17 protein-coding genes are annotated in these 17,097 nt (G+C 64.2%); 16 read left to right on the forward strand and 1 reads right to left on the reverse strand.

The annotated features are described in order from the left end of the window. The first annotated feature begins 298 nt into the window (after positions 1-298). The 5 genes from ACVMIM_RS31940 to ACVMIM_RS31960 all read left to right on the forward strand — a co-directional run bounded on the left by ACVMIM_RS31940 (position 299) and on the right by ACVMIM_RS31960 (position 6,889). Complete coding sequence (locus tag ACVMIM_RS31940; protein WP_041003646.1) at positions 299-1,804, forward strand: UxaA family hydrolase; 1,506 nt, start codon at positions 299-301, stop codon at positions 1,802-1,804. Positions 1,805-2,132: 328 nt separating this feature from the next. Continuing rightward, positions 2,133-3,128, forward strand: a complete 996-nt coding sequence (locus ACVMIM_RS31945; protein ID WP_041003648.1) for an ABC transporter substrate-binding protein — start codon at positions 2,133-2,135, stop codon at positions 3,126-3,128. Positions 3,129-3,286: 158 nt separating this feature from the next. Continuing rightward, positions 3,287-4,840 (forward strand): sugar ABC transporter ATP-binding protein, encoded by a 1,554-nt coding sequence (locus ACVMIM_RS31950; protein ID WP_278051780.1) that lies wholly within the window; start codon positions 3,287-3,289, stop codon positions 4,838-4,840. Next, positions 4,837-5,802 (forward strand): ABC transporter permease, encoded by a 966-nt coding sequence (locus tag ACVMIM_RS31955; RefSeq protein WP_041003652.1) that lies wholly within the window; start codon positions 4,837-4,839, stop codon positions 5,800-5,802. The genes ACVMIM_RS31950 and ACVMIM_RS31955 overlap by 4 nt, the downstream gene beginning before the upstream one ends. A 70-nt stretch (positions 5,803-5,872) precedes the next feature. Then, positions 5,873-6,889 (forward strand): zinc-binding alcohol dehydrogenase family protein, encoded by a 1,017-nt coding sequence (locus tag ACVMIM_RS31960; RefSeq protein ID WP_476116907.1) that lies wholly within the window; start codon positions 5,873-5,875, stop codon positions 6,887-6,889. Between the two features lie 109 nt (positions 6,890-6,998). Here the strand turns inward: ACVMIM_RS31960 and phnF are convergent, their stop codons facing one another. Then, entirely contained in the window at positions 6,999-7,742 is a 744-nt protein-coding gene (gene phnF / locus ACVMIM_RS31965) for a phosphonate metabolism transcriptional regulator PhnF (RefSeq protein ID WP_476116908.1), read from the reverse strand. Between the two features lie 137 nt (positions 7,743-7,879). Here phnF and phnG point away from each other — a divergent pair, with 137 nt between their 5' ends. The 11 genes from phnG to phnE all read left to right on the forward strand — a co-directional run bounded on the left by phnG (position 7,880) and on the right by phnE (position 17,097). Continuing rightward, a complete protein-coding gene (phnG, locus tag ACVMIM_RS31970; RefSeq protein WP_476116910.1) occupies positions 7,880-8,341 on the forward strand; it encodes a phosphonate C-P lyase system protein PhnG in 462 nt (153 codons plus the stop codon). Then, complete coding sequence (gene phnH / locus ACVMIM_RS31975; RefSeq protein ID WP_476116911.1) at positions 8,341-8,952, forward strand: phosphonate C-P lyase system protein PhnH; 612 nt, start codon at positions 8,341-8,343, stop codon at positions 8,950-8,952. Before phnG ends, phnH begins: the two co-directional genes overlap by 1 nt. A 1-nt stretch (position 8,953) precedes the next feature. Next, complete coding sequence (locus ACVMIM_RS31980) at positions 8,954-10,066, forward strand: carbon-phosphorus lyase complex subunit (protein ID WP_476116913.1); 1,113 nt, start codon at positions 8,954-8,956, stop codon at positions 10,064-10,066. Next, entirely contained in the window at positions 10,063-10,974 is a 912-nt protein-coding gene (locus tag ACVMIM_RS31985; protein WP_476116914.1) for an alpha-D-ribose 1-methylphosphonate 5-phosphate C-P-lyase PhnJ, read from the forward strand. Before ACVMIM_RS31980 ends, ACVMIM_RS31985 begins: the two co-directional genes overlap by 4 nt. Beyond that, on the forward strand, positions 10,971-11,747 hold the full coding sequence (phnK, locus tag ACVMIM_RS31990) for a phosphonate C-P lyase system protein PhnK (RefSeq protein ID WP_476116916.1): 777 nt from the start codon (positions 10,971-10,973) through the stop codon (positions 11,745-11,747). The genes ACVMIM_RS31985 and phnK overlap by 4 nt, the downstream gene beginning before the upstream one ends. Before the next feature lie 69 nt (positions 11,748-11,816). Beyond that, on the forward strand, positions 11,817-12,524 hold the full coding sequence (phnL, locus tag ACVMIM_RS31995) for a phosphonate C-P lyase system protein PhnL (RefSeq protein ID WP_476116918.1): 708 nt from the start codon (positions 11,817-11,819) through the stop codon (positions 12,522-12,524). Continuing rightward, entirely contained in the window at positions 12,521-13,135 is a 615-nt protein-coding gene (locus ACVMIM_RS32000; RefSeq protein WP_476116919.1) for a DapH/DapD/GlmU-related protein, read from the forward strand. Before phnL ends, ACVMIM_RS32000 begins: the two co-directional genes overlap by 4 nt. A 114-nt stretch (positions 13,136-13,249) precedes the next feature. Then, on the forward strand, positions 13,250-13,960 hold the full coding sequence (locus tag ACVMIM_RS32005; RefSeq protein ID WP_476116920.1) for a DUF1868 domain-containing protein: 711 nt from the start codon (positions 13,250-13,252) through the stop codon (positions 13,958-13,960). A 116-nt stretch (positions 13,961-14,076) separates the two neighbouring features. Next, complete coding sequence (phnC, locus tag ACVMIM_RS32010; RefSeq protein ID WP_476116922.1) at positions 14,077-14,934, forward strand: phosphonate ABC transporter ATP-binding protein; 858 nt, start codon at positions 14,077-14,079, stop codon at positions 14,932-14,934. 138 nt (positions 14,935-15,072) lie between these two features. Beyond that, a complete protein-coding gene (phnD, locus tag ACVMIM_RS32015) occupies positions 15,073-15,981 on the forward strand; it encodes a phosphonate ABC transporter substrate-binding protein (RefSeq protein ID WP_476116924.1) in 909 nt (302 codons plus the stop codon). 159 nt (positions 15,982-16,140) lie between these two features. Then, positions 16,141-17,097: a phosphonate ABC transporter, permease protein PhnE gene (gene phnE, locus ACVMIM_RS32020; protein ID WP_476116926.1), complete on the forward strand. Its 957-nt coding sequence runs from the start codon at positions 16,141-16,143 to the stop codon at positions 17,095-17,097.

Raw genomic sequence — 17,097 nt, forward strand, 5'->3', positions numbered from 1 at the left:
TTCCTGGAGCGGTTAAGCGTTTCCCAGAATCGCTGAACCGCTCTAAATCCTTGTTTCTGCGCAATTCCGGACGGAAAACCGCTGCGCACTTTTCCTGGAATTGCTCTAGCGCAAGCCTCCGAAAAGCGGAACGTTTTTCGCCGGCTTGCAAAACGGGCAATCGCGGGCGTCTACCGACACACGTCGCCTGCGAAAAAACAATTGACGCAAAAATGTTTTTTCCCGATAAAAGACATTACCTTTAAACGGGCGCAAGTCAATCCGCCCGCACTCCCAGGATCACCCAGGACAGCCGCCCGTGACCGTTGCAAACACCATCCTTCTCTCACCTTCCGATAATGTCGCCGTTGCCAACGGGCGCATCGAAATTGGAACGCCATTGCCGGGCGGCGCCGCCGCGACTGCCGTGATCGAGCCGGGCCATAAGGTGGCGATCAAACCGATCGCGGCGGGCGAAGCGGTGGTGAAATACGCGCAGGCAATCGGCCGCGCCACGCAAGACATCGCCCCTGGCGAGCACGTCCATTCGCACAATCTGGTGTTCGAGAGCGGCCGCCTGCCGGTGGTGCCGCCGAGCGAGGCCGAGCACGCCACCGAGGCCGACCGCAAGCGCACCTTCATGGGCTACCGCCGCGCCGACGGCCGCGCCGGCACGCGCAACTTCATCGGCATCATCGCCAGCGTCAATTGCTCGTCGACCGTCTGCCATGCCATCGCCGACGAGGCCAACCGCACGCTGCTGCCGAAATATCCCGGCATCGACGGCTTCGTGCCGATCGTGCACGGCCAGGGCTGCGGCATGAGCGCCACCGGCGACGGCATGATGGTGCTGCACCGCACGCTGGCCGGCTATGCCCGCCATCCGAATTTCGGCGGCGTGCTGATGGTCGGCTTGGGCTGCGAGGTCAACCAGCTTACCCTTTACGGCCAGAAGGGTGTGGCCGCGGGAAAACGCCATTTCAACATCCAGGAGGCCGGCGGCTCGCGCAAGTCTGTCGAGAAGGCGATGGGCGTTCTGGCCGAGATCGCCGAGGAGGTCGGCCATCTGCAACGCGAGCCGATCCCGGTCTCCGAGATCGTCGTCGGCCTGCAATGCGGCGGCTCGGACGGCATGTCCGGCATCACCGCCAATCCCGCGCTGGGCGCGGCCGTCGATATCCTGGCCGGCTGCGGCGGCATCGGCATCCTGTCGGAGACCACCGAGATCTATGGTGCCGAGCATCTGCTTGCCTATCGTGCCGCTTCGCCCGAGATCGCCGCCAAGCTCGACAACTATGTGAAATGGTGGGAGGACCACACCGCCAAGCACGGCGCCTCGATCGACAACAACCCCTCGCCCGGCAACAAGCGCGGCGGCCTGACCACGATCCTCGAGAAATCGCTGGGCGCGGTCGCCAAGGGCGGCCAGACGCCGCTCAACGGCGTCTTCGGCTATGCCGAGAAGGTCTCGGGCAGCGGCCTGGTGTTCATGGACACGCCCGGTTACGACCCGGTCTCGGCCACCGGACAGGTGGCCGGCGGCGCCAACGTCATCGTCTTCACCACCGGCCGCGGTTCCTGCTTCGGCTGCCGGCCGACGCCGTCGATCAAGGTCGCCACCAATTCGACCATGTATCACCAGATGGAAGAGGACATGGACGTCAATTGCGGCGTCATCGCCTCGGGCGAGAAGACCATTGCCGGCATGGGCCGCGAGATCTTCGAACTGATCATCGAGACGGCGTCCGGCCGCAAGACCAAGAGCGAGGCGTTCGGCTACGGCGACAACGAATTCGTGCCCTGGCACCTGGGCGCGACGCTTTAGTCCGCGGGCGGACGCGTTGTCGGAAGCAAGGACGCCGGTCTTCACGATTGCGCGACTTCATGATGGAATGAATGTTCCATATTGACAGCATCGTGAAATTATCGTTCCATGTCGGCAAGGAGGAACGGAAGCGCCCATGCAATGCCAGGGAGGAGCGGACAGACTTCATCCGGCATCACATAAACGGCACCAGACACCGCTTGCATCGACCATGGCGATGCATTATCAAAAAATAGCATCTGTTTTTTATTGATAAAGTTCTGTTCGGCCGCGCCTATCCAAACGGAGCTTCCGCAACCTTCACCAGGCGACTTTAGGGAGGAACCTAATGAAATTCGTGACCAGCCTTCTCAACCGCCGCGCCTTCGTGGCTTTGGCCGCAGCGTCGATGCTCGCCGGCGCAATGCATTCCGCGCCCGCCTCGGCGGCCGACGTGACCATTCCGATCATTGTCAAGGATACCACCTCCTTCTACTGGCAGATCGTGCTGGCCGGCGCCCGCAAGGCTGGCAAGGACCTCGGCATCAACGTTCCGGAGCTCGGCGCCCAGGCCGAAACCGACGTCAACGGCCAGATCTCGATCCTCGAGAATGCCGTTGCCAGCAATCCGGCGGCCATCGTCATCTCGCCGACCGAGTTTAAGGCACTCGGCAAGCCGATCGACGAGGCGGCTTCGAAGGTCAAGGTCATCGGCATCGACTCCGGCGCCGACTCCAAGGCCTTCACCTCCTTCCTGACCACCGACAACGTCCAGGGCGGCCGCGTTGCCGCTGACGGTCTCGCTGCCGCGATCAGCGCCGCCAATGGCGGCAAGGTGGAAGGCAAGGTCGCGCTGATCACCGCGCTGCCCGGCGCAGGCTCGCTCGAGCAGCGCAAGCAAGGCTTCATCGAACAGCTCAAGGCCAAATATCCGGGCCTTGAGCTCGTCGCCGACAAATATGCGGACGGCCAGGCCACCACGGGCTTGAACATCGCCACCGACCTGATCACCGCCAATCCGGACCTCAAGGGCATCTTCGCCTCCAACCTGATCATGGCGCAGGGCGTCGGCCAGGCGATCGCCGAGAACAATCTCGGCGGCAAGGTGGCGCTGATCGGCTTCGACAGCGACGAGAAGCTGATCAAGTTCTTGAATGACGGCGTCATCTCCGGCCTCGTCGTCCAGGACCCGTATCGGATGGGCTATGACGGCATCAAGACCGCTCTCGCGGCCTCGAAGGGCGAGAAGGTCGAGGCCAATGTCGATACCGGCGCGAACCTCGTCACCAAGGCCAATATGAAAGATCCGAAGATCGACGCGCTGCTCAACCCGAAGCTCAACTGAGCAGCATCCCGACAATCGTTTCCGGGGCGGCATCGCCCCGGAAACGATCCATCAGGCGATTTGGAAATTCGCCGGCCTGATTTAGGCTCCAACTTCAAGATGCGCGTCAGACGCATCGCTGCGTATCCAACGGTTGAGACCAATCTGGGAGGATTGTCATGACGTCTACGGCGCAGGACCTGCATCCCGCCCCCACGCTGGCCCCGGGCAGGACGATCCTCGAACTCAACGGACTGGAAAAGCGCTATCCCGGCACGCATGCGCTGAAGCCGGTGCACCTCGCCTTCAAGGCAGGCGAAATCCACGCCATCGTCGGCGAGAACGGCGCCGGCAAGTCGACCCTGATAAAACTTCTGACCGGCGTCATGCCGCGCACGTCCGGCGAGGTCATCTGGGAAGGCAAGCCGGCGGCTTTGGCCACGCCGCATGAGGCGATGGCGCTGGGCATCAACGCCGTCCACCAGGAGGTGGTGCTGTGCCGCCACCTCACCGTCGCCGCCAACATGTTCCTCGGCGAGGAGGAATCCCGCTTCGGCCTGCTGCAGCAACGCGCCATGGTCAAGGAAGCGCAGAAGATCATCGACGGGCTGGGCTTCGACCTGCCGGCGCATGTCGTGCTCGGCGACCTGACCATCGGCCAGCAGCAGCTGATCGCCGCCGCCCGCGCCACGGTGCGCGGCACGAAATTCCTGATCTTCGACGAGCCGACCGCCTATCTCACCCGCAAGGAGGCCGACCAGCTCTTCAAGCTGATCCGCCGGCTGAAAGGCGACGGCGTCACGATCATCTATATCAGCCATCGCATGGAGGAAGTGTTCGAGCTTGCCGACCGCGTCTCCGTGCTGCGCGACGGCACTCTGGTCGGCACCCGCGACATTGCCGAGACCGACGAGCCCGAGCTGGTCAAGCTGATGATCAACCGCTCGATCGAGCAGATCTACCACAAGGAGCATTTCACCCCCGGCGCCACGATCGTCGAGACGAAGAACCTCTCCGGCAAAGGCTTCGAGAATGTCTCGGTGACGGTCCGCGCCGGCGAGATTGTCGGCCTCTACGGCCTGATCGGCGCCGGCCGCAGCGAGTTCGTCACCACGCTTTACGGCCGTCACAGGAAGTCAGCCGGCCAGATCCTGTGGGAAGGCAAGGAGGTTCAGGTCAATTCCGAGCATGACGCGATAAGGCTCGGCATGGCGCTCGCCCCGGAAAGCCGCCGCGACCAGGGCCTGTGCCTCAATCTGCCGGTCGGCATCAACCTCAACCTGCCGATCTACAAGCGCATCTCGAGCAACTTTCTGATCTCCGGCGCCAAGGAGAAGACCGAGGCCGACCGCCAGATCGCCGATCTGCGCATCAAGACGCCGACGCGCAATGCCCTGGCTTCCAGCCTCTCGGGCGGCAACCAGCAGAAGATCGTCATCGGCAAATGGCTGGCGCATGGCGCCAAGCTGTTCATCTTCGACGAGCCGACGGTGGGCGTCGATGTCGGCACCAAGGCCGAGATCTACCGCCTGTTCTCGACGCTGCTGTCCAAGGGCGCCGGCATCATCCTGATCTCGTCCTACCTGCCGGAAGTCTACGAGCTTGCCGACACGCTGCATGTGTTCCGGCGCGGCAAGTTGGTCGCCACGCACGGTTTCCGCACCGCCAGCCACGAGGACATTTTGGGTCAGGCTCTGGCCGAGAAACAAGAAAAGTCGGGAGGACAAAAATGAGCACCGAGGCAATCCCCGCCGAAAAACCCAAGCGCAATTTCAACGCCCTCTTCGGCCTGACGCTGCTTGGCCTGCTGGTTCTGATGTGGATTGTGCTGGCCGTCGCCACGCCCTCCTTCGCCACGGCGCTCAACATCACCAATCTTCTGCGCCAAGGCTCGCTGATCGCCATCCTCGCCGTCGGCCAGACCTTCGTCATCATCACCGGCGGCATCGACCTCTCGGTCGGCGCCATCGTCGGCTTCACCACCGTCATCGTCGCCCTGCTGATCAATGCAGGCTGGCCGATCTGGGTCGCCGTGCTCGTTACCTTGCTCGTCGGCGTGGCCATCGGCCTGTTCCATGGCTTCGGCATCGTCAAGATGGGCCTGCCGCCTTTCATCATCACGCTTGCCACCATGACGTCGCTGCGCGGCATCGGCTTGCTGATGACCAACGGTAACTCGATCTCGATCAACAGCGATTCGTTCCAGGCCTTCTCGCGCGGATCGCTCGCCGGCATCCCCTACCTGTTCTGGATGGTGATCTTGGTCGCCGTGCCGTCCTACATTTTCCTGCATCACACGCGTTGGGGCCGCTATCTCTTCTCGGTAGGCTCCAATGCGGAGGCGGCGCGCCTGTCGGGCGTCAACGTGCCGCGCACCATCTACATGGCCTATGTCCTGTCCGGCCTGCTGGCGGCTTTCGTCGGCGTGCTGCTCGCCTCGCGCATCGGCATCGGCAACCCGACGCAGGGCGACACCTATGAACTGCAGGCCATCGCCTCGTCGGTCATCGGCGGCACCTCGCTGTTCGGCGCCATCGGCTCCGTGCATGGACCGCTGATCGGCTCCTTCATCCTGTCGACGATCAACAACGGCGCCAACCTGCTCAACGTCAACACCTTCTGGCAGCGTGTCATCACCGGAGCGCTGATCATCGTCATCGTCTACTTCGACGGCCTGCGCCGGCGAGGCAAGTGAATCCTCCCTGAACTCCGCGCCGGCCCCGCATGACGAGGCCGGCGCTCTTTTTTGAACACTGGATCTGCACATGAAAGCCGTCGTCTGCCGCTCCCCCGGCGAGCTTGTTCTCGAAGACCGCGCCGAACCCGGCGCACCTCCACACGGCTGGGCGCGCATCGCCGTCAGCCATGTCGGCATCTGCGGCACCGACTACCACATCTTCGAAGGCAAGCATCCCTTCCTCGCCTATCCGCGCATCATGGGCCACGAGGTTTCCGGCACCATTGTCGAGAAGGCAGAGGGCGTCGATCTCGCCGTCGGCGAACCGGTGATCATCAACCCCTATCTCGCCTGCGGCAAATGCATCGCCTGCCGGCACGGCAAACCGAATTGCTGCGTGAAGATCGAAGTGCTCGGTGTCCACCGCGACGGCGCCATGTGCGACGAGATCCTGGTGCCGGCGCAGAACCTTTACCCGGCAAACGGCCTGTCGCTGGCCGACGCCGCTGCAGTGGAATTCCTGGCGATCGGCGCGCATGCGGTACGCCGATCGCTTGGGCTGCCCGGCCAGCGCACGCTGGTCATCGGCGCTGGCCCGATCGGCCTCGGCACGGCGATCTTCGCGCGCATCGCGGGGCTCGACGTCAGCCTGCTCGACATGAGCAGCGAACGTCTCGGCTTCGCCGAAAAGGAGCTTGGCTTTGCCGCGCTCGACACCTCGAAGGCGACAGCCGGCGAACTGGTGCGGCAGGCGACGGGCGGCGAAGGGTTCGACCTCGTCTTCGACGCGACCGGCAACACGCAATCGGTGCAATCGGCCTTCGCCCATGTCGCGCATGGCGGCACGCTGGTGCTGGTCAGCGTCGTCAAGGACGACATCACCTTCTCCGACCCCGAATTCCACAAGCGCGAGATGACTTTGGTCGGCAGCCGCAACGCGCTCAAGGCCGACTTCGAGCATGTGGCCGCATCGATCCGCAATGGCGCCGTGCCGTTGGCGAAACTCGTCACCCATCGCACCACGCTCGCCGGGACGCCGCGTGACCTGGCCAGATGGACGCATGAGAAATCGGGGCTGATCAAGGCGGTCATCGAGGTCGGGTGAGCGCCGCTAGAGCAATTCCAGGAAAAGTGTGAGCGGTTTTCCGTCCGGAATTGCGTAAAACAGATAGATAGGGCGTTTCGCCGTTTCCGTGAAACGGTGAAACGCACTATTAGCCGGCCGACAGCCTCAACTCCACCCGCTCCGCCGGAAAGCGCGACTCCGCGAACTGGATCGGCTCACCGTCCAGCGTGACGTTGACGGCGACCGTCACCAGCACGATGGCGCCGGGCTGCAGATCGAGGGCTGCAAGATCGTCGGCGTCGGCATGACGCGCCGATAGCACGGTCGAATGCCTCAGATAGTCATTGATGCCGAAGCGCTTCAGCGAGGCGGTGATCGACCCCGTTTCCGCCATTGCCGCCTCGATGCCCGCGAAGCGTTTGGCGTCGAACCAGGTGGTTGCGCGTGACACCGCATGCCCGTCGGCCTCGCCGCGCGTCTCCAGGCGGATGACGGCCGCGCCCTTCGCTATGCCAAGCGCCTCGGCGACGCGCCGGCTGGCCGGCTCCGTCGACGACGACAAGAGCGCGATATGCCGCTCGCTCGTCTGCCCTTGCAGCCCGGTCGAGAAGCGCGTGCGCGCGCCGATCGGATAGGACAGCCTTTTGCGCGACAACACGAATGTGCCGCGTCCCTGCTCGGCCTTCAGCACGCCTTCCTGCACAAGTGCCGCAATGGCGCTGCGCACCGTATGGCGGTTGACGCCGTAGCGCTCGGCCAGCGCTATCTCGGGCGGCAGCGCCGCGTTCTCGGCGAAATCGCCGCTCGCGATCCCCTGCAATATCTTGTCGGCGATCTGCCGCCACAGCGACACGCCGTTGCGCCTTTCGATGCTGCTTGCCAGTCCGCTCATTTCCCCGCCCCCAACGTCCTCACCCTACTTTTGCGCTCCCTGTCATCCACCCGTCATGGACTCTCGTTAGGAGGTGGGTATAATTTGTATAGTTGTCTATATCAATAGACAAATCTTCAGATGCAGGGAGGGATGCGATGCGAGGACAGGAAGCGCGCGAGCAGGCCAGCCGAAAGGCGTTGATGGCGACGCTGGCGCACGCCGAAGCCGATGAGATCGCCCGCCTGTGGAACGAGTCTGGCCTGCCCTCCGAGGCCGAGCTTTTGCGCGGCCCCGAAACCGGACTGGTGACCGTGCGCGGGCGGATCGGCGGCGGCGACGCGCCCTTCAATGTCGGCGAGGCGACGGTCACCCGCGCCACGGTGCGGCTGCCCTCCGGCCGGGTGGGCCATTCCTATGCGCTCGGCCGCGACAAGGACAAGGCCAGGCTCGCGGCGATCGCCGACGCGCTCTGGCAGGACCCGAGGCACCGCGAAACGGTCGAGACGAAGCTCGCCGCGCCCTTGCGCGCGGCGCTCGACGCGGCGCGCGAGACCCGGCGTATCGAGGCGGCGGCCACGAAAGTGGATTTCTTCACCATGGTGCGCGGAGAGGACTGATGGATATCGCCACGCAATCGATCGACGGCGGCTTCGTCGAGCCGGTCTTCAACGCCCAGGTCGTCTTCCGCGCCATCATGGACGCGATGGCGCGCCCAGGCACCATCCAGAACCTGCCGCCACTCGCCCGCCCGCCCGCGCCATTGTCGGCGACGGCAGGCGCCGTGGCGCTCTCGCTCTGCGACAACGACACGCCGGTCTGGCTCGATCCGCCGCTGCAGGCGGAAACCTCGGTCAAGGCCTGGCTTTGCTTCCACACCGGCGCGCCCCTGGCCAACACCCCCGCCGATGCACATTTCGCCTTGATCGCTAATCCGAAGGAGATGGCCGCGCTCGACGGTTTTGCGCAAGGCACGCAGGAATATCCCGACCGCTCTACGACGCTGATCCTCGTCTTCGACGACCTTGCCTCGGGCCCGTCGCTGCTGCTCGAAGGTCCGGGGATCGAAAAGACGTCGATGATCGCGCCTCCAGGCATGCCGCGCCATTTCGTCGAGCAGTGGAAGCAGAACAACCAGCGTTTCCCGCGCGGCGTCGACATCATCCTGGCGGCGCCAGGCCACCTCGCCTGCCTGCCGCGCACCACCCGCATCAAGATGATGGAGGCGTGACATGTATGTCGCGGTGAAAGGCGGCGAGGCCGCCATTGCCAATGCGCACCGCCTGCTTGCCGATCGCCGCCGCGGCGACCGCTCGGTGCCGGCGCTGCGCCTCGACCAGATCGTCGAGCAGCTGGCGCTCGGCGTCGACCGCGTGATGAGCGAGGGCTCGCTGTATGATCGCGAGCTTGCGGCTCTGGCCGTCGTCCAGGCGCGCGGCGACATGATCGAGGCGATCTTCCTGGTGCGCGCCTACCGCACAACGCTGCCGCGCTTCGGCTACACCAATCCGGTCGACACCGGCGCGATGCAGATTGAGCGTCGTGTTTCGGCAACCTACAAGGACCTGCCCGGCGGGCAGGTGCTCGGCCCGACCTTCGACTATACGCACCGCCTGCTCGATCCGGAGCTTGCCGCCGGCGCCGAGGTCGAGACGCCGGCGCAGCGCCCGGTCGAGCCGGAGGCTATGCCGCGCGTTTCCGCGATCCTTGCCCATGAAGGTCTGATCGAGGCCGACGGCGACATGCCGCTTGACCATGTGCCTGGCGACATCACGCGCGAGCCGCTGCAGTTCCCGATGGCACGCGACATCCGCCTGCAGGCGCTGTCGCGTGGCGACGAAGGTTTCCTGCTGGCGCTCGGCTATTCCACGCAACGCGGCTACGCCCGCAATCACCCCTTTGTCGGCGAGGTGCGCATCGGCGAGGTCGAGCTGGAGCTGGAGGTACCGGAGCTGCCCTTTGCCGCGCCGCTCGGCTCCATCCGCGTCACCGAATGCCAGATGGTCAACCAGTTCAAGGGTTCGGCCAAGGCGCCGCCGCAATTCACCCGCGGCTATGGCCTGGTCTTCGGCCAGAGCGAGCGCAAGGCCATGGCCATGGCGCTGTGCGATCGGGCGCTGCGCGCGAGCGAGCTTGGCGAGGATGTCGTCGCGGCCGCGCAGGACGAGGAATTCGTCATCTCGCATTCCGACAATGTGCAGGCCACTGGCTTCGTCGAGCATCTGAAGCTGCCGCACTATGTCGACTTCCAGGCCGAGCTCGGCCTGGTACGCCGCATGCGCGCCGAATACGAGGCCCGCGAAAACGAGGAGAAGGCTGAAGAAAAAAGGGAGGCCGCGGAATGAACGCGCAATCGACCGACATCGCCACCTATAACTTCGCCTATCTCGACGAGCAGACCAAAAGGATGATCCGCCGCGCCATTTTGAAAGGCATTGCCATTCCCGGCTACCAGGTGCCTTTCGCCTCGCGCGAGATGCCGATGCCTTATGGCTGGGGCACCGGCGGCGTGCAGGTCACCGCCTCGATCATCGGTCCCGACGATGTGCTGAAGGTCATCGACCAAGGCGCCGACGACACGACCAACGCCGTCTCGATCCGCGCCTTCTTCAAGAAGGTCGCCCAGGTCGCCGTCACCACGGAAACCGGGAAGGCGACGATCATCCAGACCCGTCACCGTATCCCCGAGCATCCGCTGACCGCGGGTCAAGTGCTGGTCTTCCAGGTGCCGATCCCCGAGCCGCTGCGTTTCCTAGAGCCGCGCGAGACCGAAACGCGCAAGATGCATGCGCTGGAGGAATACGGCCTCATGCATGTGAAGCTCTACGAGGACATCGCCAGGCACGGCCGCATCGCCACCACCTATGCCTATCCGGTCAAGGTCGAGGGCCGCTATGTGATGGATCCTTCGCCCACGCCGAAATTCGACAATCCGAAGATGCACCGCTCGCCGGCCTTGCAATTGTTCGGCGCCGGCCGCGAGAAGCGCATCTATGCGGTGCCGCCTTTCACCGATGTCGTCAGCCTCGACTTCGAGGATCATCCCTTCGAGGTGCAGACCTTCGACCAGCCTTGCGCGCTCTGCGGCGCCGAGAATGTCTATCTCGACGAGGTCATCCTCGACGACCATGGCGGCCACATGTTCGTCTGCTCAGACACCGACCACTGCGAGAAGCGGCGCGCCGATGGACATCACGGCCACCTTGCCCCCGAGACCCATTCTGCTTCTGAAAAAATGGAGCCGGCCGAATGACCGACGAACCGCTGCTGCGCGTTTCAGCGCTGTCCAAATTCTACGGCTCGCGCGTCGGCTGCGAGAACGTCACCTTCGACCTCTGGCCGGGGGAGGTCCTGGCGGTGGTCGGCGAGTCCGGCTCCGGCAAGACGACGCTGCTCAACTGCCTATCGACCAGGCTGCTACCTTCCTCCGGCACCGCGAGCTACCGCATGCGTGACGGTCAATGGCGCGAGCTCTACCGCATGAGCGAGGCCGAGCGCCGCTTCCTGATGCGCACCGACTGGGGCTTTGTCCATCAGAACCCGGCCGACGGGCTGCGCATGACGGTGTCGGCCGGCGCCAATGTCGGCGAAAGGCTGATGGCCGTCGGTGACCGCCACTATGGCAGGATCCGCGCCACCGCCGTCGACTGGCTGTCGCGCGTCGAGATCGACGAGGACCGCATCGACGACGAGCCGCGCGCCTTTTCCGGCGGCATGCGCCAGCGCCTGCAGATCGCCCGCAACCTCGTGACCGGCCCTCGGCTCGTCTTTATGGACGAGCCCACCGGCGGCCTAGACGTCTCGGTGCAGGCCCGCCTGCTGGACCTGTTGCGCGGGCTGGTCACCGATCTCGGCCTGTCGGCGATCGTCGTCACCCACGACCTCGCCGTGGCGCGGCTTCTGTCGCAGCGCATGATGGTGATGAAGGACGGCCACGTCGTCGAAAGCGGCCTTACCGACCGCGTGCTCGACGATCCGCGTGCGCCCTACACCCAGCTTCTCGTTTCTTCCATTTTGCAGGTCTAGCCGCATGGTCCCGAAAAGTGGAAGCCGGTTTTCGGACCAGACCATGCGGCACAACAAAGGACTCTGATGATGGCTACTCCGCTTGTCGTTTCCGATGTCGCCAAAAGCTTCACCATGCATCTGCGCGACGGCGTCACGCTGCCGGTGGTGACGGGGGTCTCCTTCTCGATCCGCGCCGGGGAATGCGCCGTGCTCGGCGGCCCGTCGGGTGCAGGAAAAAGCTCGATCCTGAAGATGCTCTACGGCAACTATGCCGTCGATGAAGGCCAGATCATCGTCCAGCATGGGGGCGGGTTGATCGACCTCGCCTCCGCCAGCCCGCGAACCGTGCTTGCCGTGCGCCGCCATACTATCGGCTATGTCAGCCAGTTCCTGCGCACCGTGCCGCGTGTTTCCGCGCTCGACGTGGTCGCCGAGCCGCTGGTCGAGCGCGGCGAGGACCGCGAGACCGCGCGGGCCAAGGCTCGCTCCTTGCTTGCGCAGCTCAACCTGCCGGAAAAACTCTTGGCATTGCCGCCCGCGACCTTCTCGGGCGGCGAGCAGCAGCGCGTCAACATCGCGCGCGGCTTCATCACCGAGCATCCGATCCTTTTGCTCGACGAGCCGACCGCTTCGCTCGACGCGAAGAACCGCGATGTCGTGGTCGAGCTCATCGCCGCCAAGAAGGCGGCGGGCGTCGCCCTGCTCGGCATCTTCCACGATCTCGATGTGCGTGAGGCTGTCGCCGATCGCGTCATCGACGTCACCGCCTTTGCCGCCGGAAAGATCGCCGCATGAAGAAGCTTTCGGAGACGCCGCTGATCCATCCGACGGCGCAGGTCGAAAACTCGACGCTCGGCCGCTGGACCGAGATCGCCGAGCGCAGCCGCGTCGCCGAATGCGAGCTCGGCGACTATTCCTACATGATGCAGGACTGCGTCGTCTGGTGCGCGACCATCGGCAAGTTCTCCAATATCGCGGCAAGCGTGCGCCTCAACGCCACCAACCACCCGACCTCGCGGCCGACACTGCACCACTTCACCTATCGCGCCTCCGACTATTGGGACGACGCCGAGCATGAAAGCGCATTCTTCGCTGAGCGCCGCGCCAAGCGCGTCATCGTCGGTCACGACACCTGGCTCGGCCACGGTTCGACCGTGCTGCCCGGCGTGACCGTCGGCGACGGCGCGGCCGTCGGCGCGGGCGCGGTGGTGACGAAGGACGTCGCGCCCTACACCATCGTCGGCGGCGTGCCGGCGAAACCGATCCGCGAGCGCTTCGACCGCCGCACCGCCGAGCGCTACCAGGCGCTTGCGTGGTGGGATTGGGACCATGCGAGCCTGCGCGCCGCGCTCGATGATTTCCGCAAGTTGTCGGCCGAGGCGTTTTTGGAAAAATATGATGGCTGATTTTGGTGAATAATGAATGGCGGGTAACAAGATCTCGCTAGGGAAGCCTTCTTCACCATTCACACCGCTGACACATGACTCGGACAGGAGGCGTTTTCCTGCAAGGAGATCGCCATGCTCGACACAATCAAACCTTCGCTCGCCGGATTTTTCGAAGGCACCAATCCAGCGCCACCCACGCATCTCGGCACCCGTTACGACGCGTCGGGCAACTTCCTGCTCGAACCGGGCAACACGGTCGTCTGCCATCTGGTCGAGGGCTCGGCTTCCCAAGCGGCGATCATCAGCGTGCGCGAGCGCATGCTCGCCATGCCGGATGCCGATCGGCTCGCCTTCACGCCGATCTCCAGCCTGCATATGACGCTCTTCCAGGGCATCATCGAATATCGCCGCCGCCTTCCCTACTGGCCCGCCGACGTGCAGCTCGATGCCGGTATCGACGCCATGACCCGCCTCTATCTCGATCGCCTGCAAGGCTTCGAGGGACACGGCCCCTTCAAGCTCAAGATTGTCGAAGTTGTGCCGACCGGCCTCACCGTCGCCGGCGCCACCGAGGAAGACCGCCGGACCCTGAAAGCGTGGCGCGATGCCCTTTCAGTGCCGTTCGGCTACCGCCACCCGGACCACGACAGCTATGTCTTCCACATCACCTTCGCCTATCAGATCCGCCGCCTTTCCGACGAGCGTGCCTTCGCCTGGCAGGATCTGTTCGACGAGAGCCTGTTCTTCCTCGAGCGGGAAGCCCCGGTGGTCGAGCTCAAGCCGCCGGCCTTCTGCAGCTTCAAGGACATGAAGCATTTCGAGGAATTGCTGGTGCTTGGTTGAATCTCCAAGCCTGTGACTCGTAACAAAACTGACATCAATCCGACACCCCAGCTTCATCGGCCTGCGCTAGCGAAGGTTAACAGACCTGCAAAACCGCGACGGACTGGAGCTTTGGTATGTCGGCATCATCGGCCACGCTGGAAATTCGCGGCGTAACCCGACGATTTGGCAAGAACACCGCTGTCAGCGACATCAACATCTCGATCCCGCGCGGTCAGATGGTCGGCATCATCGGCCGCTCCGGCGCCGGCAAGTCCACATTGCTGCGCATGATCAATCGTCTCATCGATCCCAGCCAGGGGTCGATTTTTTTCGACGGCGCCGAGGTCTCCAGCCTGCAGGGCTCGCCGCTGCGCCGCTGGCAGCGCGACTGCGCCATGATCTTCCAGCAGTTCAACCTCGTGCCGCGCCTCGACGTCTTGACCAACGTCCTGCTCGGCCGCCTCAACCATCGCTCCACGATGTCCAATCTGCTCGGCATGTTCACGCGCACCGAATGCGCCGAGGCGGTGGCCGCGCTCGAGCGCCTCGACATCGCCCGCACCGCACTGCAGCCGGCCGGCACGCTCTCCGGCGGCCAGCAGCAGCGCGTCGCGATCGCCCGCGCCATGATGCAGCAGCCGAAAGTACTTCTGGCCGACGAGCCGATCGCCTCGCTCGATCCGCTCAACGCCAAGGTGGTGATGGATTCGCTGCGCGACATCAATCTGCGCGAAGGCATCACCGTCGTCACCAATCTGCACACGCTGGACACCGCGCGCGCCTATTGCAACCGCATCATCGGCATGGCTGCGGGCAAGGTCGTCTTCGACGGCCCCCCGGAAGACCTCGATCGCGACGCCGTGCGCACCGTCTATGGCGCCGACGCCAGCGGCGCCGAGATCTCCGAGGCCATCACGTCGACCAGCGTGACCATCAAGCCGAAGATCATCGCATCCGCCGGACCGCTCGAACCAGCCTTCCCTGGCTACTGACTCCGCGCCCCGGCCCCAGCGGTCCGGGCATCGTGGATTTCAGCCGAGCAACCCGGATCGCCCGCCAGCGTCAACGGCAAGACTTGAAAAATCAGAACGCCGCCGGCGCGCAGCCGGAACAACAGGAGAGAGATCACAATGTTCAGAAAGATGGTTTTTGCGGGCGTTTCGCTGCTCGCCATGGCGGCAAGCGCCGCGCACGCCGCCGACATCAAGGAATTCCGCGTCGGCATCCTCGGCGGCGAGAACGAGACCGACCGTCTGCGCAACTACCAGTGCCTCGCCGATCACCTGAAGGCCGAATTCGGCTTCGAGAAGGTGTCGCTGTTCCCGGCCGCCGACTATGACGGCGTGATCCAGGGCCTGCTCGGCGGCACGCTCGACTTCGCCGAGCTCGGTGCCTCCGGCTATGCCAGCGTCTATATCAAGGACCCGAATGCCGTCACGCCCATCCTGACCACCCAGCAGACCGACGGCTCGACCGGCTATTATTCGATCGGCCTGGCGCTGAAGTCCTCCGGCATCACCGACATCGAGTCGGCCAAGGGCAAGAAGCTCGGCTACGCCGACCCGGACTCGACCTCGGGCTACCTGATTCCCTTGACCCAGATTCCGAAGGACACCGGCGTCGCCAATGACACCTATTTCGCCTCGACCCAGTTCAACGGCGGCCACGAGAACAACATCCTCGCCGTGCGTGACGGCAAGGTCGACGTTGCCGTGGACGACTCCTCCGGCATCGGCGACTTCAAAAACGGCTACACCTCCGGCACCTTCCACAAGGAAGTCGCCAAGGGCGCGGTCGACCCGAACGACTTCGTCGAAGTGTGGCGCTCGGGCCTGATCCCGAATGGCCCGCTGGTCGTGCGCACCGCGCTCGGCGACGACATGACCGCCAAGCTGACCGCCTTCTTCACCGAGCTGCCGAAGAAGGACAAGGCCTGCTTCGAAGGCGTCGAGGGTGGCGATTTCACCGGCTACGTCCCGGTCAAGCCGGAGTTCTACAACGTCATCGTCGAGGCCCGCAAAGCCGCTATCGGCGGCTAAAGGCATCAGGAAAAGGGCGGCGCTCACCAAAGCGACGTGCGTCCACTTGGACGCACAAAGTACGCTTTGGCACTTTGGATTGCCGCATCGGACTTTCCGAAAATCGGATTTCGATTTTCGGGCCGATGCGGCGGCGCCGCCTTTTTTGCATTCTCGATCATGACCCTTTCGACAACGATCCATTCCGACGCGACCCGTCAGCAAGCCGATGCCTGGCGGCGCCAGACGTCGCTGCGCCGCTTCTACACCGCGCTTGGTGTCGGCCTGCTGCTTGTCGCCATGTGCGCGACCATGTGGTTCGCCGATGAGGCCAATGCCGGCCACTTCTTCGACCGGCTGCCGCATATCCTCGATTTCCTGAGCTGGCTGGTTCCGAAGGACTGGAACGACGTCTGGCGGGCGCTGTTCGACATCGCCTCGCCCAACGACAAGGGCACGCAGGAATTCAACTTCGCGCTCGGCCGCGTCTATATCTGGGGCGGCTTCTACATCCCTGAATATTTCGAGCTGATGCTGACCACGGTTAACGTGGCGCTGGTCTCGACTTTCATCGGCTTCGTCTTCGCGGTTCCCTTCTCCTTCATCGCCGCGCGCAACCTGACGCCGAGCCCGATCCTGCGTCTCATCGTCAAGCGCTTCATGGAACTGCTGCGCGCCTTTCCAGAGATCGTGATTGCAGGCCTGTTCGCGGCCATCGTCTCGATCGGCCCCGTGGCAGCCATCATCGCCATCGGCCTGCATTCGATCGGCGCGCTGGGCAAGCTGTTCTACGAGATCAACGAGAACATCGACATGCGCCCGGAGGAGGGCCTGCGCGCCGTCGGCGCCAACTGGTTCGAGCGCGTGCGCTTCGCCGACCTGCCGCAGGTGCTGCCCAATTTCATGTCCTACACGCTGCTCCGGATCGAGATCAACGTGCGCATCTCGACCATCATGGGCGCGGTCGGCGGCGGCGGCATCGGCGAGGAACTGAAGCTCGCCATTTCGCGCGGCTTCGGCGCCAAGACGCTGGCGCTGGTGCTCCTGCTCTTCATCACCATCTTCCTCGTCGACCAGTTCTCCGCCTGGCTGCGCCGCAAGCTCGTAGGCGAGCAGGCTTTCCTGATGAGCGCGTGA

The sequence above is a fragment of the Mesorhizobium sp. USDA 4413 genome (assembly GCF_056280365.1).

Bases quoted from the DNA above. Each gene is read 5' to 3' on its own strand.
- ACVMIM_RS31945 (WP_041003648.1), top strand. From the start codon at position 2,133: ATGAAATTCGTGACCAGCCTTCTCAACCGCCGCGCCTTCGTGGCTTTG.
- ACVMIM_RS31950 (WP_278051780.1), top strand. From the start codon at position 3,287: ATGACGTCTACGGCGCAGGACCTGCATCCCGCCCCCACGCTGGCCCCG.
- ACVMIM_RS31955 (WP_041003652.1), top strand. From the start codon at position 4,837: ATGAGCACCGAGGCAATCCCCGCCGAAAAACCCAAGCGCAATTTCAAC.
- ACVMIM_RS31960 (WP_476116907.1), top strand. From the start codon at position 5,873: ATGAAAGCCGTCGTCTGCCGCTCCCCCGGCGAGCTTGTTCTCGAAGAC.
- phnF (WP_476116908.1), bottom strand. From the start codon at position 7,742: ATGAGCGGACTGGCAAGCAGCATCGAAAGGCGCAACGGCGTGTCGCTG.
- phnG (WP_476116910.1), top strand. From the start codon at position 7,880: ATGCGAGGACAGGAAGCGCGCGAGCAGGCCAGCCGAAAGGCGTTGATG.
- phnH (WP_476116911.1), top strand. From the start codon at position 8,341: ATGGATATCGCCACGCAATCGATCGACGGCGGCTTCGTCGAGCCGGTC.
- ACVMIM_RS31980 (WP_476116913.1), top strand. From the start codon at position 8,954: ATGTATGTCGCGGTGAAAGGCGGCGAGGCCGCCATTGCCAATGCGCAC.
- ACVMIM_RS31985 (WP_476116914.1), top strand. From the start codon at position 10,063: ATGAACGCGCAATCGACCGACATCGCCACCTATAACTTCGCCTATCTC.
- phnK (WP_476116916.1), top strand. From the start codon at position 10,971: ATGACCGACGAACCGCTGCTGCGCGTTTCAGCGCTGTCCAAATTCTAC.
- phnL (WP_476116918.1), top strand. From the start codon at position 11,817: ATGGCTACTCCGCTTGTCGTTTCCGATGTCGCCAAAAGCTTCACCATG.
- ACVMIM_RS32000 (WP_476116919.1), top strand. From the start codon at position 12,521: ATGAAGAAGCTTTCGGAGACGCCGCTGATCCATCCGACGGCGCAGGTC.
- ACVMIM_RS32005 (WP_476116920.1), top strand. From the start codon at position 13,250: ATGCTCGACACAATCAAACCTTCGCTCGCCGGATTTTTCGAAGGCACC.
- phnC (WP_476116922.1), top strand. From the start codon at position 14,077: ATGTCGGCATCATCGGCCACGCTGGAAATTCGCGGCGTAACCCGACGA.
- phnD (WP_476116924.1), top strand. From the start codon at position 15,073: ATGTTCAGAAAGATGGTTTTTGCGGGCGTTTCGCTGCTCGCCATGGCG.
- phnE (WP_476116926.1), top strand. From the start codon at position 16,141: ATGACCCTTTCGACAACGATCCATTCCGACGCGACCCGTCAGCAAGCC.